General features: G+C 61.1%; 20 protein-coding genes. 10 read left to right on the forward strand and 10 right to left on the reverse strand.

Translation table 11 applies throughout. From position 1 onward, the window contains the following. Nucleotides 1-7 precede the first annotated feature (7 nt). From MOV76_RS10245 to ureG, 9 genes are all read left to right on the forward strand, one after another. Entirely contained in the window at nucleotides 8-313 is a 306-nt protein-coding gene (locus tag MOV76_RS10245) for an urease subunit beta (RefSeq protein WP_018243288.1), read from the forward strand. A 22-nt stretch (nucleotides 314-335) separates the two neighbouring features. Then, nucleotides 336-743 carry a lysozyme inhibitor LprI family protein gene (locus MOV76_RS10250; RefSeq protein WP_112904757.1) on the forward strand — a complete coding sequence of 136 codons (408 nt, stop codon included), beginning with the start codon at nucleotides 336-338 and terminating at the stop codon, nucleotides 741-743. A gap of 16 nt (nucleotides 744-759) precedes the next feature. Then, complete coding sequence (locus MOV76_RS10255) at nucleotides 760-1383, forward strand: Urease operon accessory protein (protein ID WP_247264478.1); 624 nt, start codon at nucleotides 760-762, stop codon at nucleotides 1381-1383. A gap of 3 nt (nucleotides 1384-1386) precedes the next feature. After that, complete coding sequence (gene ureC / locus MOV76_RS10260; protein ID WP_018243285.1) at nucleotides 1387-3099, forward strand: urease subunit alpha; 1713 nt, start codon at nucleotides 1387-1389, stop codon at nucleotides 3097-3099. Nucleotides 3100-3130: 31 nt separating this feature from the next. Continuing rightward, nucleotides 3131-3802 (forward strand): TIGR02117 family protein, encoded by a 672-nt coding sequence (locus MOV76_RS10265; RefSeq protein ID WP_130758886.1) that lies wholly within the window; start codon nucleotides 3131-3133, stop codon nucleotides 3800-3802. A 331-nt stretch (nucleotides 3803-4133) separates the two neighbouring features. Beyond that, the gene (locus MOV76_RS10270) at nucleotides 4134-4997 is read left to right on the forward strand and encodes a GGDEF domain-containing protein (protein ID WP_247264458.1); all 864 of its coding nucleotides are present in this window, start codon (nucleotides 4134-4136) and stop codon (nucleotides 4995-4997) included. Between the two features lie 86 nt (nucleotides 4998-5083). Then, a complete protein-coding gene (locus tag MOV76_RS10275) occupies nucleotides 5084-5704 on the forward strand; it encodes an urease accessory protein UreE (RefSeq protein ID WP_247264459.1) in 621 nt (206 codons plus the stop codon). 6 nt (nucleotides 5705-5710) lie between these two features. Then, complete coding sequence (locus MOV76_RS10280; RefSeq protein WP_018243281.1) at nucleotides 5711-6382, forward strand: urease accessory protein UreF; 672 nt, start codon at nucleotides 5711-5713, stop codon at nucleotides 6380-6382. A gap of 90 nt (nucleotides 6383-6472) precedes the next feature. Beyond that, nucleotides 6473-7084, forward strand: a complete 612-nt coding sequence (gene ureG, locus MOV76_RS10285) for an urease accessory protein UreG (protein ID WP_003590582.1) — start codon at nucleotides 6473-6475, stop codon at nucleotides 7082-7084. A gap of 90 nt (nucleotides 7085-7174) precedes the next feature. Here the strand turns inward: ureG and MOV76_RS10290 are convergent, their stop codons facing one another. The 7 genes from MOV76_RS10290 to MOV76_RS10320 form a co-directional block, all read right to left on the reverse strand. Further along, nucleotides 7175-7858 (reverse strand): Crp/Fnr family transcriptional regulator, encoded by a 684-nt coding sequence (locus MOV76_RS10290; protein WP_193445018.1) that lies wholly within the window; start codon nucleotides 7856-7858, stop codon nucleotides 7175-7177. A gap of 166 nt (nucleotides 7859-8024) precedes the next feature. Next, nucleotides 8025-11351 carry an efflux RND transporter permease subunit gene (locus MOV76_RS10295; protein ID WP_130652935.1) on the reverse strand — a complete coding sequence of 1109 codons (3327 nt, stop codon included), beginning with the start codon at nucleotides 11349-11351 and terminating at the stop codon, nucleotides 8025-8027. A 12-nt stretch (nucleotides 11352-11363) separates the two neighbouring features. Continuing rightward, entirely contained in the window at nucleotides 11364-12554 is a 1191-nt protein-coding gene (locus tag MOV76_RS10300; protein ID WP_018243278.1) for an efflux RND transporter periplasmic adaptor subunit, read from the reverse strand. 613 nt (nucleotides 12555-13167) lie between these two features. Next, complete coding sequence (locus tag MOV76_RS10305) at nucleotides 13168-14139, reverse strand: ABC transporter substrate-binding protein (RefSeq protein ID WP_018243277.1); 972 nt, start codon at nucleotides 14137-14139, stop codon at nucleotides 13168-13170. A 58-nt stretch (nucleotides 14140-14197) separates the two neighbouring features. Continuing rightward, complete coding sequence (locus MOV76_RS10310) at nucleotides 14198-15325, reverse strand: ABC transporter permease (RefSeq protein ID WP_247264460.1); 1128 nt, start codon at nucleotides 15323-15325, stop codon at nucleotides 14198-14200. Then, the gene (locus MOV76_RS10315) at nucleotides 15322-16251 is read right to left on the reverse strand and encodes an ABC transporter permease (protein ID WP_168298605.1); all 930 of its coding nucleotides are present in this window, start codon (nucleotides 16249-16251) and stop codon (nucleotides 15322-15324) included. The genes MOV76_RS10310 and MOV76_RS10315 overlap by 4 nt, the downstream gene beginning before the upstream one ends. Before the next feature lie 58 nt (nucleotides 16252-16309). Further along, on the reverse strand, nucleotides 16310-17086 hold the full coding sequence (locus MOV76_RS10320) for an ABC transporter ATP-binding protein (RefSeq protein ID WP_018446866.1): 777 nt from the start codon (nucleotides 17084-17086) through the stop codon (nucleotides 16310-16312). Nucleotides 17087-17180: 94 nt separating this feature from the next. On the opposite strand from MOV76_RS10320, the gene MOV76_RS10325 reads away from it, so the two are divergent. Then, entirely contained in the window at nucleotides 17181-17594 is a 414-nt protein-coding gene (locus MOV76_RS10325) for a cupin domain-containing protein (protein WP_018243273.1), read from the forward strand. 58 nt (nucleotides 17595-17652) lie between these two features. Here the strand turns inward: MOV76_RS10325 and hydA are convergent, their stop codons facing one another. From hydA to MOV76_RS10340, 3 genes are read right to left on the reverse strand one after another with little or no spacing between them, the layout of a single operon-like run. Continuing rightward, entirely contained in the window at nucleotides 17653-19107 is a 1455-nt protein-coding gene (gene hydA, locus MOV76_RS10330; RefSeq protein ID WP_047618895.1) for a dihydropyrimidinase, read from the reverse strand. Nucleotides 19108-19109: 2 nt separating this feature from the next. Then, entirely contained in the window at nucleotides 19110-19694 is a 585-nt protein-coding gene (locus MOV76_RS10335; protein ID WP_247264461.1) for an endonuclease domain-containing protein, read from the reverse strand. Continuing rightward, nucleotides 19694-20947, reverse strand: coding sequence for a Zn-dependent hydrolase (locus tag MOV76_RS10340; RefSeq protein ID WP_130652931.1), 1254 nt, complete (start codon nucleotides 20945-20947; stop codon nucleotides 19694-19696). The genes MOV76_RS10335 and MOV76_RS10340 overlap by 1 nt, the downstream gene beginning before the upstream one ends. Between the last annotated feature and the right edge of the window lie 248 nt (nucleotides 20948-21195).

A 21195-nucleotide genomic window follows, 5' to 3' on the forward strand; every position in this document is an offset into this window, starting at 1 on the left:
GGACGAGATGATTCCAGGTGAGATCATTGCCGCAAGCGGCGACATCGAACTGAATGCCGGCGCGCAGACGGTGACGCTGGAGGTTTCCAATACAGGCGACCGACCGGTCCAGGTGGGCAGCCACTATCATTTCGCCGAGACCAATGCCGGGCTTTCCTTCGATCGCGCGGCGGCGCATGGCAAGCGGCTCGATATTCCGGCGGGAACGGCCGTGCGCTTCGAGCCGGGGCAAACGCGCTCGGTGACGCTGATCCCACTTTCCGGCAAGCGCGAGGTCTATGGCTTCCGTCAGCTGGTGATGGGTAAGCTTTAAGAACAATAGGCTGGAGGAATGCATGCGTTTGAATGTCTGCCTGGTCGGGGCGGCGATGCTGCTGACGGCAGGTGCTGCCTCCGCTCAGGATATCGATTGCAACAATCCCAAGACGCAATCGGACATGACTGGCTGCGAGGCGGCGCGCCATGAGGCCGCCGACAAGGCGCTGAATGCGCAATACAAGAAGACCCGGGCCGCGATGGTGGCGATCGACAAGGATCTCGACGGCGATATGAAGGGCGCAGAGCAGGCGCTGGTCAAGGCGCAGCGCGCCTGGATCGATTATCGGGACGCCGAATGCGACGCCTTCGGCTTTCAGGCCCGCGGCGGCACGATGGAGCCGATGCTGGTCGCCGGATGTCTCGCCAACATCACGGACAAACGTACAAAAGAGCTTAAAGAGCTCGAAGACACGATGAGCAATTAAGGTGATCAGGAAGATCATGATCGTCGGCAATGGTGAGATCGCGGAGGCAGAGGCAGGCATCATCGATGCCGCCGATTTCGTCGTCCGCTTCAACGATTGCCGCTCCTATGACACCGGCGGCCGGCGCACGGATGCCGTCGCGGTCTGCAATACCGGCCGTCCGGCGAAGGCGATGCTCGGTTCGCTTGAGTGGCGCGCTCATCCCGGCGTCGTTTCGGCTCGCGAAATCTGGAGCGTGCGCGACCCGGAAAAATTCGCGGCGATGCGGGCGCCGCTTGCTGTCTCGCATCCGGAACTCGACGATTTCTGCGACGACTACACCGATGAGTTCAGCGCCTTCTGCGTCGACACCGACAAGGCGCACATCGTCATCGGCAAATCGGTTCACGAGGCCGTCGATGCCTCGCTTTCGGCCTTTGCTCCGGCGCCCTATGTCGTGCCGAGCAGTGGCATGATCGTCATTGCCGAGGTTTTGAACACATATGCCGAGGCCGAGGTGGTACTTGCCGGCTTCGGCCACTCAGGCTGGGAATGGCACCCATTTGCGGCCGAACGACAGCTTGTCGATAGTTATATTGCCGCCGGCCGCCTCACGCGGCTTGGCGGAGATACACCTGTTTCTTCCTCCCAAGGAGCCTGATGGATGCCCTATAAGATCTCGCGCGCCGCCTATGCCGGCATGTTCGGACCGACCACCGGCGATAAGGTGCGCCTTGCCGATACGGAGCTTTTCATCGAGATCGAGAAGGATTTCACCACCTATGGCGAGGAGGTGAAGTTCGGCGGCGGCAAGGTGATCCGCGACGGCATGGGCCAGAGCCAGGTGACGCGGGCGGATGGCGCGGTCGACACGGTTATCACCAATGCGGTGATCGTTGATCATTCGGGCATCTACAAAGCCGATATCGGGCTCAAGGACGGGCGCATCGTTGCGATCGGCAAGGCGGGCAATCCCGACATGCAGCCTGGCGTCAATATCATCGTCGGCCCGGGCACGGAGGCGATCGCCGCCGAAGGCAAAATTATCACCGCCGGCGGCATGGACAGCCATATCCATTTCATCGCGCCGCAGCAGATCGAGGAAGCGCTGATGAGCGGCATGACCTGCATGCTCGGCGGCGGCACGGGACCGGCGCACGGCACGCTTGCCACCACCTGCACGCCCGGTCCCTGGCATCTCGCGCGCATGATCGAGGCGGCCGACGCCTTTCCGATGAACCTTGCCTTTGCCGGCAAGGGCAATGCCTCGCTGCCGGGGGCGCTGACCGAAATGGTGCTGGCCGGCGCCACCTCGCTGAAGCTGCACGAGGATTGGGGCACGACGCCAGGCGCCATCGACTGCTGCCTGTCGGTCGCCGACGAATACGACGTGCAGGTGATGATCCACACGGATACGCTGAACGAAAGCGGTTTCGTCGAGGATACGATCGGCGCCATCAAGGGCCGCACCATCCATGCCTTCCACACGGAAGGGGCGGGCGGCGGCCACGCGCCTGACATCATCAAGATCTGCGGCCAGCCAAACGTCATTCCGTCGTCGACCAATCCAACACGGCCCTATACGGTCAATACGATCGCCGAGCATCTCGACATGCTGATGGTCTGCCACCATCTGTCGCCGTCGATTCCCGAAGACATCGCCTTTGCCGAAAGCCGCATCCGCAAGGAAACAATCGCTGCCGAAGATATTCTGCACGATATCGGCGCCTTCTCGATCATTTCGTCCGACAGCCAGGCGATGGGCCGCGTCGGCGAAGTGGCGATCCGCACCTGGCAGACGGCCGACAAGATGAAGCGTCAGCGCGGCCGGCTGAAGGAGGAGAAGGGTGACAACGACAATTTCCGCGTCCGCCGCTATATCGCCAAATACACGATCAACCCGGCGATCGCCCATGGCCTCAGCCGTGAGATCGGCTCGGTCGAAGTCGGCAAACGTGCCGACCTCGTGCTGTGGAATCCGGCCTTCTTCGGCGTGAAGCCCGACATGGTGCTGCTCGGGGGCTCGATCGCGGCCGCGCCGATGGGTGATCCAAACGCTTCGATCCCGACGCCGCAACCGGTGCACTACCGGCCGATGTTTGCCTCCTACGGCAAGAGCCTCACCAATTCCTCCGTCACCTTCGTCAGCCAGGCGTCGCTCGATGCCGGCCTGAAGGGCCGGCTCGGCGTCGCCAAGGAGCTGGTCGCGGTGAAGAATACGCGCGGCGGCATCTCCAAGGCATCGATGATCCACAACGACCTTACACCCGAGATCGAGGTCGATCCGGAAACCTATGAGGTCAGGGCGAACGGGGAATTGCTGACTTGCGAGCCGGCGACGGTGCTGCCGATGGCGCAGCGCTATTTCCTGTTCTAGACGCGCGTCCGATGTGCAACGGGCGGTTCCGATGAGGACAGGTATCCGCTGGTTGTTGCGGATCGTATTCCTGCTTGTGCTTTTGGTGGCCTGCGGAACCTTCATTCCCCGGCCGCTGATTGCGCCGGTCAAGGCGTCGTCCGTCGCAGTGACACATCGGATTCTCCTGCTGTCGGGACCAATCCATACCGATATTGCCATTCCGCTCGACGAGGAGACGCGGGCTGCCTTTTCCTTCCTTGGTAATACCGATTTTCCGCTCGCCCATCCGAATGCGGAGTGGCTCATTATCGGCTGGGGCGGTCGTGCTTTCTATCTGGAAACGCCCACATGGGCGGAACTGAAAGCACTGCCGGTGCTGCGCGCGCTGACGATCGACCGTTCAGTGCTGCATGTGGACCTTGCCGGTCATATCACCGAGCCGCAGTCCAACGTCGCGGCATTCAATGTCAGTGACGATCAATTGATGCGGCTGCGCGACTTTATCTCGGACAGTTTCGTGCGCGACGCGGGCGCGGTCGTGCCGATCCCGGATGCGGGCTACGGCGAGATCGACCGGTTCTTCGAGGCCAAGGGATACTTCAATGCGCTCTTCGGCTGCAATACCTGGACTGCCGCTGCCCTCCGCTCGGCCGGGCTTCGAACCGGCTTATGGAACCCGTTTCCACAAGCATTGCGATTGTCTGTTGCTGTCTACAATTGAAGCAACCGTCGGGCCATCCCGCTCTTAAAGTGAATTGTGAACAGCACTCTCCATCCGGTTGTAAAAATCGGTGAAAAAATCGCTGCTTTCCCCAGCTAAACCATTCTGGAACAACGGCACTGCACAATTGGAAAAATCCGTTTAATATCAATAGTTTAACTGTATTTCGATAGTGTTCGATTCAGGGATTGGAAAGCTGCATCCACTGCTAGAAAAATTCTGTCCACCGAATCGTCCAAAGTGGCTCGAATTTTAACGAGTTGATTAAGAACCCCGCAGCAATTGGGCTCTTATCAATGCCTTGAAACGCCGGGCAAGAAGGTTGATTCTCATGAGAAACTGGATTTCGCTGCAGGCCGATTTTGGCGATCTTCAATACCGCAGGAACGTCTATGTCTTCGCCCTGAAGATGAGCTTTCTTGCCGTCATTCTCTCCGGCGTCATTATTGCGCTGACGATGCCGTCGCTTGATCTTCTCGGACTTTTGCCGGTGACGCTCGCACACGCAATTGGCTTCAGCGCGATCTTTTCCTGGCTGATCGGCGGCACGGTTTCCGGCATGCTGTCGCTGTTTGCCGGCTTTGCCATGCGCGATCTTGCGCTCTCGCGGGCGGAATTCGAAAAGCTGAGCCGCACGGATACGCTTTCGGGACTGCTCAACCGGCGTGCCTTTACTGAGGCGCTCGATAACGTCGATAGCAACGCGTCGCTGGTGATTTTCGATGTCGACCGTTTCAAGGCGATCAACGACCGCTTTGGCCACGGTTGCGGCGATTCCGTCATCATCGCGGTTTCGGCCATGCTGACATCCGCCTTCGATGAGATGTCCGTCGTCGCACGCCTGGGTGGCGAGGAGTTCGGCGTCATTGTCTCCGGCGAACCTCTTGAGGCGCGGATGGAGCGGATCGAGGGTGTCCGGGCTCGGATTGCTAGCGGCGCCATCAAGGCCGAGGGGCACGAGATCCGCATCACCGTTTCCGGCGGTGTTGCCGATCTCGTCGCCGGGCGTAACAAGCAGGCGGTCTATGCCTCCGCCGACCGGGCGCTCTATCTCGCCAAGGCGCTCGGGCGCAATCGCGTCGTACACGAACGGGAAGGCCTTCATCACGCCTGGCACGGGCTCGTCGATAACGGCGTTGATGGCGAGAACAGAGGCCCGGAGAGCGACAATGTGATGCAGGCTTACGGAATATAAAAGCCCAAGCCGGACGAAAGGCCATTGGTGCTTGCATCGGGAAGAGCTATTTTGCATGGTCGTCCTCTCAGCAAAACGGACATGTCATGCAGCGCGTCACCTCCTATCTTCCCGCCGGAACCCCTTCCTCCCACCCGATCGCCCAGGTCAAGCTGCCGCATGATCTGCGCCATCTGCGCCGCAAGCTGCTGCATCTGGAAAATGGCGAGATGGTCATGCTCGATCTCAAGGATCCGGTGCTTTTCGCCAATGGCGACCTGCTGGTGCGCGACGACGGCGAACTGATCGAGATCCTCGCCGCCGACGAGAAACTTTTCGAAATCCGCGGTCGCGACCGCACCCATCTGGTCGAGCTCGCCTGGCATCTCGGCAACCGGCATCTTGCCGCTCAGATCGAGGAAGACCGCATCGTCATCCTCCGCGATCATGTCATCCGCACCATGCTGCAGGGCCTCGGCGCCGTCGTCCTCGAGATCGACGAGCCGTTCCAGCCGGCGCGGGGCGCCTATCATTCTCAAGGCGGGCATTCGCGTGGGCATGATCACGATCACAATCATGACCACGGGCATGACCACGGGCATGACCACGGGCATGACCACGGGCATGATCATAGTCACAGCCATGACCATGATCACGAACATGGCTATGAGCATGAGCATGAGCACCGCCACGATCGCGGCCATGATCATGACCACAAGCACGACTGAGCCTTGATGACCAGGGATCGCGAGCTGCAGGCATTGCTGCGCCTGACGGCATGGCTGTCACCAGCCTTTCCGATCGGAGGCTTTGCCTATTCGGGCGGGCTGGAGCGGGCGGTGGCCGACGGGCTCGTTACGGATGCGGCCTCGCTTGCGGCCTGGATCGGCACGCTGGTCGGCAATGGTTCGGCCTGGAACGATGCGGTGCTTCTGGCCGAAAGCCATAGGCAACAGGCACAGCCCGCACGCCTTGCCGAAGTCGCTGCACTCGCCGAGGCGCTGGCCGGATCACGCGAGCGGCATCAGGAAACGATGCTGCTCGGCGAGGCTTTCCTCGCAGCGGCGCGGGCCTGGCCGGACGGGGTGTTCGAGCGGCTACCTGACAAGGTCGCTTATCCCATTGCGGTCGGGGCGGTTACAGGCGCCCATGGCATAATGCCCGAGAAGGCGCTCGCCGCCTTTCTGCATGCCTATGTCTCACAAGCGGTTTCATCCGGCATCCGCCTCGGTGTCGCCGGGCAAAGGGATGGCCTCGCCGTTCTTGCCGGTCTGGAAGACCATATCGCGGAGGTCGCCCGGCGGGCGGCAGCCTCGGCGCTTGACGATCTGGGTTCGGCGACGGTGCAGGCCGATATTGCCAGCCTGCGCCACGAGACGCAGGCGACGCGGCTGTTCCGTTCGTGATTGTCTGAAATTATCGCTGTGGCTGCGTCATTTGACGGTGGCGCCGGCGGGCGGCTTCGCTATCATCAAGGTTCGATTGGAGTAAGGCATATGAAATCAAGAAACGGACCTTTGCGTGTCGGCATCGGCGGGCCGGTCGGCTCGGGCAAGACGGCGCTGACCGAAAAGCTCTGCAAGGCGATGCGCGACGACTATTCTGTCGCCGTCGTCACCAACGATATCTACACGACAGAGGATGCCGAGGCGCTGGTGCGGATGCAGGCATTGCCTTCGGACCGCATCGTCGGTGTCGAAACGGGCGGCTGCCCGCATACAGCCATTCGCGAGGATGCGACGATCAATTTGCAGGCGATCGCCGGCCTGAACCAGCGGATTCCCGATCTCGACGTCGTCTTCATCGAATCCGGCGGCGACAATCTGGCGGCGACCTTTTCGCCCGATCTTGCCGATATCACCATCTATGTCATTTCCGTTTGCCAGGGCGAGGAAATCCCGCGCAAGGGCGGGCCTGGTATCACCCGGTCGGACCTGCTCGTCATCAACAAGAAGGATCTGGCGCCTTATGTCGGCGCCGATCTCGAGGTGATGGACCGGGATGCGACGCGCATGCGCGCTTCGCGCCCCTTCGTCTTCTCCGACATGAAGCGCGGCGACGGTGTCAGCTCGATCGTCAGCTTCCTCAGGGAGCAGGGCGGTCTCTAGATCCAGATTTTAGGCCGGATCAAAGTCGAAGAATTAGAGGATGATATCGTCCGAAAACCGCTCACACTTTTCGGCATCATGCTCTGACGGTTAGATCCGTCGGAGCAGGTTGACGTCGCTGATGGCGATCGTCCGGCCGCGCACCGTGACACCTTTCGTCTTCAACGTCGAGAAGGCGCGCGAGAGCGCCTCCGGTGCGAGGCCAAGCTTGCGGGCGAGCAGGTTTTTCGGAAAGGGCAGCCGCAGCGAAGCGGCCGCACCGTTCTCGGCGCAGTGGGTCAGCAGATAATGCGCCACGCGCTGCGGCGCGGTCTGCATGCGGTCGCTTGCCAGGCATTCCATCATCGAGATCAGATGCAGTGACAGGCTGCGCGTGATCGCCTTGCCGATCCGCGGCCGCTCCTCCAGCAACAGCCGAACCTTTGCGATATCAAAGCACGCCAGCACGGCATGATCCATTGCTTGCGCGCCGTAGTGATAGGTTTCGTCGGCGTGGATCAGGCATTCCGCGAAGCTGTCGCCGGGCTCGCAGATGCGGATATCGGCCTGCCTGCCGTCGCCGTTGCGACGATAGAGCCTGACATAACCGCTCAGCACGCAATAGAAATAGGCCGCCTTGTCGGCCTCCTCGATGAGAACGTCATGGGGGTCGCAGAGGCGAACGGTGGCGCAGGCGCGCAGGGCTTCAGCCTCGTTGTGGTCGAGCCCGGCCATGAGGGCGGCCTTGGCGAGCACAGCGGCCTCTTGGCCGTTGAATGTCAGCGTCCTGTTCATCTCCCGGTCTCCTGATATGGCCGGTCTTTCCAATTCCATGTGCATGCCGGGCAAAATACGGGAAGGAGATGGCGGTGGATTTGATTTCGGTCAATCGCCAGAAGTGAACAGCAAAAACGAAACGGGCGGGAGATCGCTCCCGGCCCGTTCATTTCCTGGGCTTTGCCTATTCCGCCGCGAAGGGCGGCAGGCGCAGCACGTTGGTGTCGTTGCCCTTGGCGCTCTTGCGCTTGCCTTCCGGCTTTTCGATTGCGGTCAGGCGCTCCTCCAGCGAGTCGATTTCGCTGCGGTTCTCGCGGGTGACGCGGGTGAGATCCTCGCGCGACAGCGGCAGCTCCTCCTCGTCCTTCCTGCCGACCAGGCGGCCGAAAGCCCAGCCGAGCAGGCGGGACAGGTCGTCCATGATCAGGAAGAAGGAGGGCACGACGACGAGCGAGAGTACGGTCGAAACGATGATGCCGCCGATCACTGCAATTGCCATCGGCGCGCGGAACGAGCCGCCTTCGCCGACACCAAGCGCGGAAGGCAGCATGCCCGCCGACATGGCGATCGAGGTCATGATGATCGGCCGGGCGCGCTTGCGGCCGGCTTCGACCATGGCCTCGACACGAGGCATGCCCTGATGGCGCATCTCGATTGCGAAATCGACCAGCAGGATGGCGTTCTTGGTGACGACACCCATCAGCATCAGGATGCCGATCATCACAGGCATCGACAGCGGATTGCTGGTGAGGATCAGGCCGGCTGCGACGCCGCCAATGGCGAGCGGCAGTGAGAACAGGATGGTGAAGGGCTGGATCACGTCCTTGAAGAGCAGGATCAGCACCGTCAGCACCAGCAGCAGGCCCATCAACATGGCGTTGACGAAACTCTGCTGCATCTCGGTCTGCACCTTGGTGTCGCCGCTTTCGGCAAGGTGCACCGTGGCCGGGATATTGGCGTCGTTGACGATCTGACGGAAGCGGGCCGAAGCCGTGTCGAGTGCTACGCCCTGCGGCAGGTCGGAGCCGATCGAGACGACGCGGTTGCGGTTGTTACGCTTGATCGAGCTTACGCCTTCCGAATAGTCGATATTGGCGACGCTCGCGAGCGGAACGGTGCCGCCGCTGGCGGTCTGGATCTTCAATGTCCGGATGGCCGCGAGATCGCGACGCATGTCGAGTGCGGCCTGAACGCGGATCGGGATCTGGCGATCATCGAGCGAGATCTTGGCAAGGGCGGCATCGACATCGCCGATGGTGGCGACGCGGATCGTCTCGGAGATCTGCTGCGGCGTAATGCCGAGGCGGGCAGCCTCATCCATGCGCGGGTGAACCTGCAGCTCCGGACGGGGCAAGGAGCCGTCGGCGCTGACATTGGCAAGCAGCGGATCGGCGCGCAGCTTGGATTCCAGAATGCCTACGGCGTCGTTCAGGTCCTTGTCGTTCTTGGAAAGGAAGTTGAAGGAGAGGTCGCGTTCGCCGCGGTCATTGAGCTTCAGGATCCGGACGTCGGGAATATCGCGCAGCTTGGCGAAGACTTCCTTTTCGATATCCCATTGCGGGCGTTCACGGCCGTGGACCTCCACCTTCGGCAGTTTCGGGCCAATGACGGGGATATGGCCGAGCACGTCGTTGACCATCTTCTTGACCAGCGATTGGTCGAGCTTGTCGAGTGCCAGCGTGATGGTCGCACGGCGCAGTTCGAGATCACCCTTCGGCGACGCGCCGCCGAGGACGAAGACGCTTTCGACGCCATTGATGTCCTTGACCCTGTCATAGATCGCATCCGTCGTCTTCTCGGTGTCGTCAAGGCGCGCATTGGGCGGCAGCTCGACGGAGAGAACGATGCGTGAGGCATCTTCCGGCGGCAGGAAGCTGCCGGGAACCTGCATCAGCAACAAAACGGAGCCGACCAGGAAGGCGAACGCGACGATCAGCGTCGCATACCGCGTGTACCAGCGTCCAGTCGTGCCACGTATGAGACGCGTGTATCCCCGCATCAGCAGGCCGTCATTGTCGTGATGGTCTTCCATGCCGTCTTCGGCGCGCATCAGATAAGCGGCCATCATCGGGGTGATCAGTCGCGCAACCATCAGCGAGAAGAAGACGGAGAAGGCGACGGTCAGACCGAACTGGATGAAGTACTGGCCCGGAATGCCCGGCATGAAGGAAACAGGCACGAAAACGGCGATGATGGTGAAGGTGGTGGCGATGACGGCAAGGCCGATTTCGTCAGCCGCCTCGATCGCCGCTCGATAGGGCGTTTTGCCCATCTTGATGTGGCGGGCAATGTTTTCGATTTCGACGATCGCATCGTCGACAAGGATACCGGTGGCCAGCGTCAGAGCGAGGAAGCTGACGAGGTTCAGTGAGAAGCCCATCATGTCCATGACCCAGAAGGTCGGGATCGCAGACAGCGGAAGGGCGATTGCAGAGATCAGGGTCGCACGCCAGTTCCTGAGGAACAGGAGGACGACGATGACGGCGAGCAGCGCACCTTCAAGGAGCGTATGAATGGCGGCTTCATAGTTGCCGTAGGTGAAATAGACCGAATCGTCGATCAGTTCGATCTTCACATTGGGGTTTTCGGCCCGCACCTTGTCGAGGTTCTGCGCCACGGTTTCGGCGACGCTGACCTCACTGGCGCCCTTGGAGCGGAAAACGCCGAAGGTAACGACCGGCGTATCGTTGAAGCGCGAGAAGGATTTCGGCTCCTCATAGGTGTCCTTGATGACGCCGAGATCGGACAGTTTGACGAAACGGCCGTTCGGCAGGCCGATCGTCGTGTTGGCGAGGTCGGCGACGTTGCGGGCGTCGCCGAGAACACGGATCGCCTGTTCGCTGCCCGCCACCTGGCCACGGCCTGAGCCGAGGTCGATGTTGGTGCCGCGCAGCTGCTGGTTCACGCTCGCCGCGGTGATGCCGTAGGCATTGAGCTTGTCAGGGGTGAGTTCGATGCGTACTTCGCGCTCTGCACCGCCGTAACGGTCGACACGGCCGATGCCGGCCTGGCCCTGCAGTGAACGCTTGATTGTATCGTCGACGAACCAGGAAAGTTCTTCCAGCGACATGGCAGGCGAGGAAACGGCGAAGGTCTGGATCGCCTGTCCCTCCACATCGACCTTGGAGACGATCGGTGCTTCGGCCGTCGCCGGCAGATCGCTGCGGATGCGGTCGATCGCATCCTTGGTGTCCTGTACGGCCTGTTCGGTCGGCACTTCCATCCGGAACATGACGTTGGTTTGCGAGCTGCCGTCGGTCACCGTCGACTGGATTTCGTCGATACCGGTGATGGAGGCGACCGCGTCTTCGATCTCCTTCGTCACCTGCATTTCGAGTTCAGCCGGCGAAGCGCCGCTCTGCGTCACGCTGATCGAGACGAGCGGCACGTCGATATTTGGAAAACGCGTGATCGGCAGCGAATTAAAGGACTGCATGCCGATGAACACCAGCAGGCAGAAGGCCAGCAGCGGCGCAATGGGATTTCGAATGGACCAGGCTGAAAAATTCATCGGATGGTCTCTTTAGTTGGAAGCCGGGAGCTGTTCACGCACCGGCGTGATGTGGTCGCCGTCGCGGACGTAAGCGCCCGCCTTGGCCACGACCTCGTCGCCGGTCTTCAATCCATTGATGACCTCGACATAGGCGCCGTCCTGGATGCCGGTCTCGATCTTGGCGAATTTCACCACGCCGTCCTCGACTTTGCGGGCGGAGGAACCTTCGTTGCCGGTGAGTACCGCGGTCAGGGGAAGCGCTACGCCTTGCGTCTCGCGCACGATGATCTCGGCGCTGCCATACATGCCGGAACGCGCCTTGCTGTCATCATCGATGGAGATATGGACGAGGCCAAGGCGGGTAACCGGATCGACAGTCGGCGAAACCAGGCGGACGGCGCCGGAAAGCTTGTCGCGGCTGCCGGAAAGCGAAATCGTTGCCTTTTGGCCGGCCATGATCCTGACAACATCGCTTTCGGCGACCTCAGCGACAAGCTCGATATCGCCATCGCGGATGATGGTGAACAGCGGATCGCCATTGCCGGCGGCAATGGCGCCGACCTTGGCGTTCTTTGCCGAGACCGTGCCGGCGACCGGCGTCTTCACATCGGTGCGCGCCAGCTTCAAATCTGCATCGGCGATCTGGCTGTCGAAGACCTTGAGATCCGCTTCGGAGACCTCGATCGCCTGTTCGGCGGAGACGACGCGGGCATTGGCTGCGGCGGCAGTCGCATCGGCCTGTTCGACCTGGGCGGTGGAAACGGTGCCCTTCTTGCCCATTTCCTGGGCGCGGGCCTGCTGCTGCCTTGCCTGTTCGGCATTGGCCTGCGCCTCGATGAGCTGGGCGCGCAGCTGGGCGAGGCTTGCCTCGCCCTTGGCCTTCGTCGCCATCATCTGGCTCTTTTCCAAGACCAGTGCGTCATCGTTGAGCGTCGCCAGCGTGCTTTCCGCCTGAACCTTGTCGCCGACATCGGCTTTCAGCGTGCGAATCGAGAGGCCTTCGACCTGCGGCTGGATATAGACTTCCTCGACGGGCTTGACCGTTCCTGTGCCGATGACACGGTCGACGAGGGTGCGGTTCACCGCCGTGGTGACGACGATCGCCGGCAGGTTCTGCTGCGGTTTTGCGACCGGCGCTTCCTGCGATAATGCGGTGGATGCAGCAAGTACCGCTGCAAAAAGAGTAAAGGCGCCTAGAATTCCAATCGGCTTGCGTGCCATGCGTCTTCGTCCAATCTTATGATAAGGTTGGCCGAACTCGAGCGTCTGCCACTCAGCGCGCGATCAGGCCACTGCCCTTCCTGCATTCTCAGAGGTATCCGCCGATCCTTTGCCGTCTTCATCCCTCGTCGGCAAATTCGGCTTGTAGGTGGTATCGATTTGCTCGATCTACAAGTCCGGCAGAAAACAATTCCCCATTAGGCGATAATAATTACCATTCTGACGTCAATCAATCACCGCTAGGTTATGTCAACATTACGAAGATTGATCGCGCCTCTATCTCTAAGACGTTTGACGCCCGATAAATGCGACAGTTGCAAGGGATTTTTTTCGGTTGCTGGCTGCTGATGATTTAGGCCGACCGGCCTCAAATCTGAATCACCATCCAAATCAAATAAATAGAGCACGATGTCGTCCGAAACCCGCGTACACTTTTCGGCATCATGCTTTAGCGCATGTCGCGCAAAAGTGTGCAGCGGTTTTGCGATATCGACATGCGTAAAAACAAAGACCTAAAGCGCAACAAGCGAAATTGAAAGATCGCGACGCGCTTTAGAAAAAGATAAAACGCGCGGGAAAACTCCCGCGCGTTTCGCTTAGCATCTTGCCGAAACTACTTGGAAGCGGCGTCGGTGATGTCGTGCGTCCAGGCGCCTGATGGCTCCTTGCTGATGATCTTCTGATCGAGCAGCGCCTTTGCCGTGCGGGCATAGAGCGCCTCATCCAGCTTGCCGGAGCTGTCGCCGACCAGCTTGGCGACTTCACCCATCATGCGCTTCTGATGGTTGTCGTCCTGGCCGCCATTGTCCATGACGATCTCGGCGGCTTCGTCGGGATTCTCGGTGGCATACTTCCAGCCCTTCATCGAAGCGCGGACGAACTTGACCATCTTCTCCTTGAAGGCCGGGTCCTTCAGCTTGTCTTCCATGGCATAGAGGCCGTCTTCAAGAAGGTCGTTGCCCATTTCAGTGTAATTGAAGACCGTCAGTTCTTCCGGCTTGAAGCCGGCATCGATCGCCTGCCAGTATTCGTTATAGGTCATGACGGAGATGCAGTCGGCCTGCTTTTGGACAAGCGGCTGCACATCGAAGCTCTGCTTCAGCACGGTGACGCCGTTCGGACCGCCTTCTGTGGATAGGCCGAGCTTGTTCATCCAGGCGAAGAAGGGATACTCGTTGCCGAAGAACCAGACGCCGAGCGTGTGGCCCTTGAAGTCGGCTTCGGTCTTGATCGGGCCGTCCTTGCGGCAGACCATTTCCAGGCCCGCCTTCTGGTAGGGCTGGGCGATGTTGACGAGCGGAACGCCCTTTTCGCGGGCAACCAGGGCGCCGCCCATCCAGTCGACGATGACATCGGCGCCGCCGCCGGCGATCACCTGCTCGGGGGCGATATCGGGGCCGCCTGGCTTGATGTCGACGTCGAGGCCTTCCTCCTTATAGAAGCCCTTGTCCTTGGCGACGTAGTAACCGCCGAACTGGCTCTGCGTGACCCATTTCAGCTGCAGCACCACCTTGTCGGCGGCCATGGCATGGGCCGATGCAAGCGACATCGCGCTCGCCATCATTGCAACCATCAACTTTCTCATTTTCTTATCCTTACCCTCTGAAGTTATGCCCGGACCCGTTTCTGGAGTCCGTGCGCGCCTAGCCACCACGGATAGACGGATGCCAGAACGTCACCGCCCGTTCGGTCAGGGCGATGATGCCATAGAAGATCGAGCCGGCCAGCGCCGCGACGGCGATTTCCGCCCAGACCATGTCGACATTCATGCGGCCGATCTCGGTGGAGATGCGGAAGCCCATGCCGACGATCGGCGTTCCGAAGAATTCCGCAACGATGGCACCAATCAGCGCCAGCGTCGAGTTGATCTTCAGTGCGTTGAAAATGAAGGGCATTGCCGCTGGAAGCCTGAGCTTCAGCAGCGTCTGCCAATAGCCTGAGGCATAGGTGCGCATCAGGTCGCGCTCCATGCTGCCGGAGGCGGCAAGGCCGGCGACGGTATTCACCAGCATCGGGAAGAAGGTCATGATGATGACGACGGCGGCCTTCGACGGCCAGTCGAAGCCGAACCACATGACCATGACAGGGGCGACGCCGATGATCGGCAGGGCCGAAACCATGTTGCCGATCGGCAGAAGGCCGCGGCGCAAGAAGGCGATGCGGTCGGCGAGCACCGCGACGACGAAGCCACTGAGGCAGCCGACGATATAACCGATCAGCACCGCCTTGAAGATCGTCTGCCTGACGTCCGCGTCGAGGATCGGCAGCGACGCCATGAACCGCGCGCCGATGGCGCTCGGTGGCGGCAGCAGGATGAAGGGAACGCCGGCGCCACGCGTGACCGCCTCCCAGAGAATGAGGATCCAGGCGCCGAAGATCGCCGGGATCAGCAGCTGCAGTGTCGACTTGCCGAAAGTGGTGACGGGCAGCAGTTTCGACAGCTCGGTGACGCATCGCCAGGCAAGCAGCCAGCAGGCGAAGAGCAGTAGGAAGAAAGCCCGCGTCCCTGCGCCCTCGTTGCCGGAAAGAGCGGAAAGCAGCATCCAGGCGGCGCCATGCGCGCCGATAAACAGCACGGTGGCTCGATAGGCCGGCGGTTGCGGCGCTAGGGACAACAGGGCAGCCGCGATGACGATGATGAAGATGAGGCTTGCCGTGCCGTCGGTGAGGGGTCGCGTCGCGCCCTCGGCCAGGAGCGGCAGGGCCGTCAGTGCCCCGATGCAGAGGAGGAGAGCAACCACGCCTTGCCAGGAGAAGGTCAGATGTCTCATGCCGGCCTCCCGCCCATGGCGCGGTCGACGATTTTCGCTGCAACGCCGACAATCGCAACCAGGATGCCGGCCAGCAGCGATCCGGCGACAAGCGCCGCCCAGATATCGATGGTCTGGCTGTAATAGGAGCCGGCGAGCAGCTTCGAGCCGATGCCGGCGACAGCACCCGTCGGCAACTCCCCGACGATGGCGCCGACGAGGCTGGCGGCGATCGCAACCTTCATCGAGGTGAAGAGGAAAGGGATCGACGCGGGAACGCGCAGCTTCCAGAAGGTCTGCATCGGGCTGGCATAGTAGGTGCGCATCAGGTCGAGATGCATGATCTCGGGCGAACGCAGCCCCTTCACCATGCCGACGGCGACCGGAAAGAAGGAGAGGTAGGTGGAGATCAGCGCCTTCGAGACAAGGCGGGAGGCGTCGGAATCGAGATTGAGGAGATGTGCAACGGCATTGTCGCCGGTCAGCACGTTATAAGAGATGATGACGATCATCGGCGCGATGGCGAGGATCGGTATGGTCTGGCTCGCCACCAGCCAGGGCATCAGCGAGCGGTCCATGGCGCGGTTATGGACGATCAATACGGCGAGAAGGATGCCGAGCAGCATGCCGAAGCCGAAGCCGAGCAGAGTGGAGGAGAGCGTTACCCAGCTGTGATAGACGAGGCTGCGGTTGCTCGAAAGGCTGCGCAGGAAGGTGTTCTCGTAGACGTTCTGCGCCACCTGATGCGGCGCCGGCAGGATCGGCTTCGGCTGGGCGAGCGTCTTGCCGATGAATTCGAGGGTCGAAGGTGTGGCGCCGGCGCGGCCGTCCATGTCGCGCTGGAACGGCGCGTTCATGAGGATGGCGGCGACATACCAGATGACGACGAGCGCCAGCAGGATGGTGGTGACGGGGACGATCTTGTCCTTGAGGGTGTCGGTTTTCATGGGATTCGCTCCCATGTGGTGTTGAGCCTGCAGAGCCCGGAAATCAAACCCCTATTCCTCATGCGTGCCCCGTCCTCAGCCCTTCGCGGACGCGGTGGGCAATTTCCAGGAACTCGGGAGTTTCGCGGATGTCGAGCGGGCGCTCGGCCGGCAGGGTCGAGTCGATGATATCGGTCACGCGGCCCGGGCGCGGAGACATCACCACGATCTTGGTCGAGAGATACACCGCCTCGGGAATGGAATGAGTGACGAAGCAGATCGTCTTGTTGGTGCGGGTCCAGAGTTTCAGCAGCTCTTCGTTCAGATGGTCGCGGACGATCTCGTCCAGGGCGCCGAAGGGCTCGTCCATCAACAGCAGGTCGGCGTCGAAGGCGAGCGCGCGGGCGATCGAGGCGCGCTGCTGCATGCCGCCGGAAAGCTGCCAGGGGAATTTCTTCTCGAAGCCCGAAAGACTGACGAGATCGAGCGCTTCGGCGACGCGCCTCGTCCGGTCGGCGCTGGAATAGCCCATGATCTCCAGCGGCAGGGCGATGTTGTTTTCGATGGTGCGCCAGGGATAGAGCGCCGGCGCCTGGAAGACATAGCCATAGGCACGGGCCTTGCGGGCTTCCTCCGGCGTCATGCCATTGATCGAGATCTCGCCCGACGTGCTCTTTTCGAGATCGGCGATGACACGCAGGAAAGTGGTCTTGCCGCAGCCCGATGGACCGATGAAAGAAACGAAATCGCCCTTGCGGACGTCGAGATTGACATTGCTCAGTGCACGCACCGGGCCGTCATTCGCCTGGTAGGTGAGACAGAGATCCTTGGCGGATACGACGGAGGGTGCTTGCATCAATGCGACCAGTCTTGTTTTCCCCGCGGGAGCGCGGTTTGCATGTTATCATTACCGCCGGTTTTATCGACGACACACTCCATGGAGGATGAGGATGGACGCGACATCAAAGCCCACCTGCCACATCGTTCGCCCCAATCATGCCTATGACGGCAAGCAGGGGCTCAGCTATTTCGCAGGCATCGCCGCCGAGACGGTCGGCGCCAAGGGTATCTGCATGCACCTTCTGACGATCCCGCCTGGCGTGCGCGCCAAGGCGCATCTGCACGAGGCGCACGAGACGGCGATCTACATGCTCTCCGGCGAGGCCCATACCTGGTACGGAGACGAACTTGAGCATCACGTCATCGTCCATGCCGGCGAACTTTTCTATATCCCGGCCGGTGTGCCGCACCTGCCGGCGAACCTCAGCAGCACGCCGTGCACGGCGATCATCGCGCGCACCGATCCGAACGAGCAGGAAAGCGTCGTGCTTCTGCCGGAGTTGGACGCTTTGGTGCCGGCGTGAGGTCATTGGCATAGAGGTAGCGGTCTCCGGTTGATGGCCGTATCGTCATGCGCCATCGTCATACGCCGCTTGCCGGAATGCCGCTGCGAGTCACCTTGCGCGGCGCGGTGATGTCCTTCCACTGGGAAAGCGCCTTGCTGACAGCCGTGACCGGCTCGCGCCTGACGAATTCGCCGTGGCCCTCGCGGGTCTTGATCGCGCCTTCCTCGATCGCCACGACGCCGCGTGTCAGCGTGTAGCGGGGCAGGCCGGTTACTTCCTTGCCTTCGAAGACGTTGTAGTCGATCGCCGACTGCTGGGCCTTGGACGAAATGGTCTTGGAACGTTTCGGGTCCCAGACGACGATGTCGGCATCGGCGCCAACAAGGATCGCGCCCTTCTTCGGATAGATGTTGAGGATCTTGGCGATGTTGGTCGAGGTGACGGCGACGAATTCGTTCATCGTCAGCCGGCCAGTGTTGACGCCATGCGTCCAGAGCATCGGCATGCGGTCTTCGAGGCCGCCGGTGCCGTTGGGGATCTTGGTGAAATCGCCGACGCCGAAGCGCTTCTGCGCCGTGGTGAAGGCGCAATGGTCGGTGGCGACCACCTGCAGCGAGCCGGAGGCAAGGCCTGCCCAGAGCGAGTCCTGATGCTGCTTGTTGCGGAAGGGCGGCGACATCACCCGGCGGGCCGCATGATCCCAGTCGGGATTGGAATATTCGCTCTCGTCGAGCGTCAGGTGCTGGATCAGCGGTTCGCCATAGACACGCATGCCTTTGGCGCGGGCGCGGCGGATCGCCTCGTGTGCTTGTTCGCAGGAGGTGTGGACGATATAGACCGGGCAGCCGGCCATGTCGGCGATCATGATGGCGCGGTTGGTGGCTTCACCTTCCACTTCGGCCGGGCGGGAATAGGCATGCGCCTCGGGGCCGTTATTGCCCTCGGCGAGCAGCTTTGCCGACATCGAGGCGACGACGTCGCCGTTTTCGGCGTGCACCAGCGGCAGAGCGCCGAGTTCGGCGCAGCGCTGAAAAGAGGCGAACATCTCGTCATCGTCCACCATCAGCGCGCCCTTGTAGGCCATGAAGTGCTTGAAGGTGTTGATGCCCTTGTCGCGGACGATGGTCTCCATCTCCTTGAAGACCTGCTCGCTCCACCAGGTGACCGCCATGTGGAAGGAATAGTCGCAATTGGCGCGGGTCGATTTGTTGTCCCACATGGTCAGCGCCTCGAGCAGCGACTGGCCGGGGGCGGGCAGGGCGAAATCGACCACCATCGTCGTGCCGCCGGAAAGGGCGGCGCGCGTGCCGCTTTCGAAATCGTCGGAGGAATAGGTGCCCATGAAGGGCATTTCGAGATGGGTGTGCGGATCGATGCCGCCCGGCATGACGTAACAGCCGGTCGCATCCAGCGTCTCGTCGCCCGAGAGGTTCGGCCCGATCTCGATGATCTTGCCGCCGTCGATTTTCACGTCAGCCTTGTAAGTGAGGTCGGCAGTGACGATGGTGCCGTTTTTGATGACTGTGGTCATGATTATTCCCCGTTCTTGTCTGCACATTTGGCTGGCGAATAGAAGCCGGGCAGTTCTGAGCTGACCTCGATCCGGCCCTGCAAGGCCGCTAGAATCGTTTCGAGTACTGAGCGGCGTTCGCGCGAGATTTCCCGATTCCAGAAGCGCAGGACGGAATAGCCATTCACATTGAGCCATTCGGTTCGGCGTTGATCGGAGGCGCTATCGGCATGCTGGAAGCCGTCGACTTCGACGATCAATTGTTTTTCACGACAGAGGAAATCGACTATAAATGGGCCGAGGGGAACTTGCCTCGCAAACTTATAGCCGTTCAAGCGGCGGGCGCGCAGGTCGCTCCAGAGGTGGTATTCCTCTTCAGTTTCGTTGCGGCGAAGAGTTCTCGCCTGGTCGGTCTTGTTGGTGCGATGCTTCCGGATATCCTGCTTGATAATTTTCGTTGCGCCCGGAGCCCCCTCATCCGCCCTTCGGGCACCTTCTCCCCGAGGGGAGAAGGGGGAGACCGCGACGTCTACCGATCCCTTCTCCCCAGCGGGGAGAAGGTGGCCCGAAGGGTCGGATGAGGGGGCTCCGGGCGCTACATAAGCCATCACACCACGATCTCCGCCGTCTCCACCACCGCATGGAACAACACATCGGCTCCGGCCGTCGCCCATTCCTTGGAGATTTCCTCCGCCTCGTTGTGCGAGAGCCCGCCGACGCAGGGGCACATGACCATCGTCGCAGGGGCCACCTTGGCGGCCCAGCAGGCGTCGTGGCCGGCGCCGGAGATGATGTTCATGTGGCTATAGCCGAGCCGCTCGGCGGCTTCGCGCACCGACGTGACCAGTTTCGGATCGAAGGTGATCGGCTCGAAGTGGCCGATCGCTTCGATGGAACAGCCGACACCGAGCGCATCGGTGATCTCAGGCGCCTTCGCCTCGATCTTTGCCCGCATGCGATCAAGCTTCTCCTTGTCAGGCGAGCGGATGTCGACGGTGAAGACCACTTTGCCGGGCAGCACGTTGCGCGAATTCGGCGAGAAGAATACCTGTCCAACGCCGCCGACGGCGCCTGGCTGTTCGCCCATCGCCACGTCCTGGACCATTTCCAGAATGCGGGCCATGGCGAGACCGGCATTGACGCGCAGGTTCATCGGTGTCGAACCGGTATGGGCTTCCTTGCCGGTCAGCGTGAATTCCAGCCACCAGAGGCCCTGGCAATGGGTGACGACGCCGATCTGCTTTTCCTCGGCTTCGAGAATCGGCCCCTGCTCGATGTGATATTCGAAATAGGCGTGCATCTTGCGGGCGCCCACTTCTTCATCGCCGACCCAGCCGATGCGCTTCAGTTCGTCGCCGAACAGATTGCCGTCGGGGTCCCTGCGGTTATAGGCAAAGTCCAGGCTGTGCACCCCGGCGAAAACGCCTGACGCCAGCATGGCAGGGGCAAAACGCGCGCCTTCCTCATTCGTCCAGTTGGTAACGACGATCGGATGTTTGGTCTTGATGCCGAGATCGTTCATGGTGCGGACGACTTCGAGGGCCGCAAGTACGCCGAGCACACCGTCATATTTGCCGCCGGTCGGCTGGGTGTCGAGATGCGAACCGACATAGACGGGCAGGGCATCGGGATCGGTGCCCGGGCGGGTGGCGAACATCGTGCCCATGCGGTCGATACCCATGGTCAAACCGGCATCGTCACACCATTTTTTGAAAAGGCTGCGGCCCTGCGCATCGGCATCCGTCAGCGTCTGGCGATTGTTGCCGCCAGCGATGCCGGGGCCGATCTTCGCCATGTCCATGAGACTGTCCCAGAGACGGTCGCCATTGACGCGCATGTTCTCGCCTGGTGCTGCCACCATTCTTTATGCCCTCACCTGTTTGCGGCAGTCATGCAAAGAGGCATGCCCGCCTGTTCCCGTGGTCCTTTCCTGCGCCCCCTTATTGGTTTTGTCGAGCGCCGGAAAATCGCCAGTTGCCTTTGTTTTGCATCTGACGGATAATTTGACCGATTGGTAAACATTACAACTTCCACCGCCGGGCTCAAGACGAAAATCACGAAAATTGCTGATAAAAATGCGGGCAGTTGCTCAAGGACGCGGCGAGGGTC

The sequence above is a fragment of the Rhizobium sp. PRIMUS64 genome (assembly GCF_023006465.1).
Classification (GTDB): domain Bacteria; phylum Pseudomonadota; class Alphaproteobacteria; order Rhizobiales; family Rhizobiaceae; genus Rhizobium; species Rhizobium leguminosarum.

Bases quoted from the DNA above. Each gene is read 5' to 3' on its own strand.
- MOV76_RS10300 (WP_018243278.1), bottom strand. From the start codon at position 12,554: ATGGCACGCAAGCCGATTGGAATTCTAGGCGCCTTTACTCTTTTTGCA.
- MOV76_RS10290 (WP_193445018.1), bottom strand. From the start codon at position 7,858: ATGAACAGGACGCTGACATTCAACGGCCAAGAGGCCGCTGTGCTCGCC.
- ureC (WP_018243285.1), top strand. From the start codon at position 1,387: ATGCCCTATAAGATCTCGCGCGCCGCCTATGCCGGCATGTTCGGACCG.
- MOV76_RS10265 (WP_130758886.1), top strand. From the start codon at position 3,131: ATGAGGACAGGTATCCGCTGGTTGTTGCGGATCGTATTCCTGCTTGTG.
- MOV76_RS10325 (WP_018243273.1), top strand. From the start codon at position 17,181: ATGGACGCGACATCAAAGCCCACCTGCCACATCGTTCGCCCCAATCAT.
- MOV76_RS10295 (WP_130652935.1), bottom strand. From the start codon at position 11,351: ATGAATTTTTCAGCCTGGTCCATTCGAAATCCCATTGCGCCGCTGCTG.
- hydA (WP_047618895.1), bottom strand. From the start codon at position 19,107: ATGACCACAGTCATCAAAAACGGCACCATCGTCACTGCCGACCTCACT.
- ureG (WP_003590582.1), top strand. From the start codon at position 6,473: ATGAAATCAAGAAACGGACCTTTGCGTGTCGGCATCGGCGGGCCGGTC.
- MOV76_RS10270 (WP_247264458.1), top strand. From the start codon at position 4,134: ATGAGAAACTGGATTTCGCTGCAGGCCGATTTTGGCGATCTTCAATAC.
- MOV76_RS10275 (WP_247264459.1), top strand. From the start codon at position 5,084: ATGCAGCGCGTCACCTCCTATCTTCCCGCCGGAACCCCTTCCTCCCAC.
- MOV76_RS10250 (WP_112904757.1), top strand. From the start codon at position 336: ATGCGTTTGAATGTCTGCCTGGTCGGGGCGGCGATGCTGCTGACGGCA.
- MOV76_RS10280 (WP_018243281.1), top strand. From the start codon at position 5,711: ATGACCAGGGATCGCGAGCTGCAGGCATTGCTGCGCCTGACGGCATGG.
- MOV76_RS10335 (WP_247264461.1), bottom strand. From the start codon at position 19,694: ATGGCTTATGTAGCGCCCGGAGCCCCCTCATCCGACCCTTCGGGCCAC.
- MOV76_RS10255 (WP_247264478.1), top strand. From the start codon at position 760: ATGATCGTCGGCAATGGTGAGATCGCGGAGGCAGAGGCAGGCATCATC.
- MOV76_RS10305 (WP_018243277.1), bottom strand. From the start codon at position 14,139: ATGAGAAAGTTGATGGTTGCAATGATGGCGAGCGCGATGTCGCTTGCA.
- MOV76_RS10315 (WP_168298605.1), bottom strand. From the start codon at position 16,251: ATGAAAACCGACACCCTCAAGGACAAGATCGTCCCCGTCACCACCATC.
- MOV76_RS10320 (WP_018446866.1), bottom strand. From the start codon at position 17,086: ATGCAAGCACCCTCCGTCGTATCCGCCAAGGATCTCTGTCTCACCTAC.
- MOV76_RS10245 (WP_018243288.1), top strand. From the start codon at position 8: ATGATTCCAGGTGAGATCATTGCCGCAAGCGGCGACATCGAACTGAAT.
- MOV76_RS10310 (WP_247264460.1), bottom strand. From the start codon at position 15,325: ATGAGACATCTGACCTTCTCCTGGCAAGGCGTGGTTGCTCTCCTCCTC.
- MOV76_RS10340 (WP_130652931.1), bottom strand. From the start codon at position 20,947: ATGGTGGCAGCACCAGGCGAGAACATGCGCGTCAATGGCGACCGTCTC.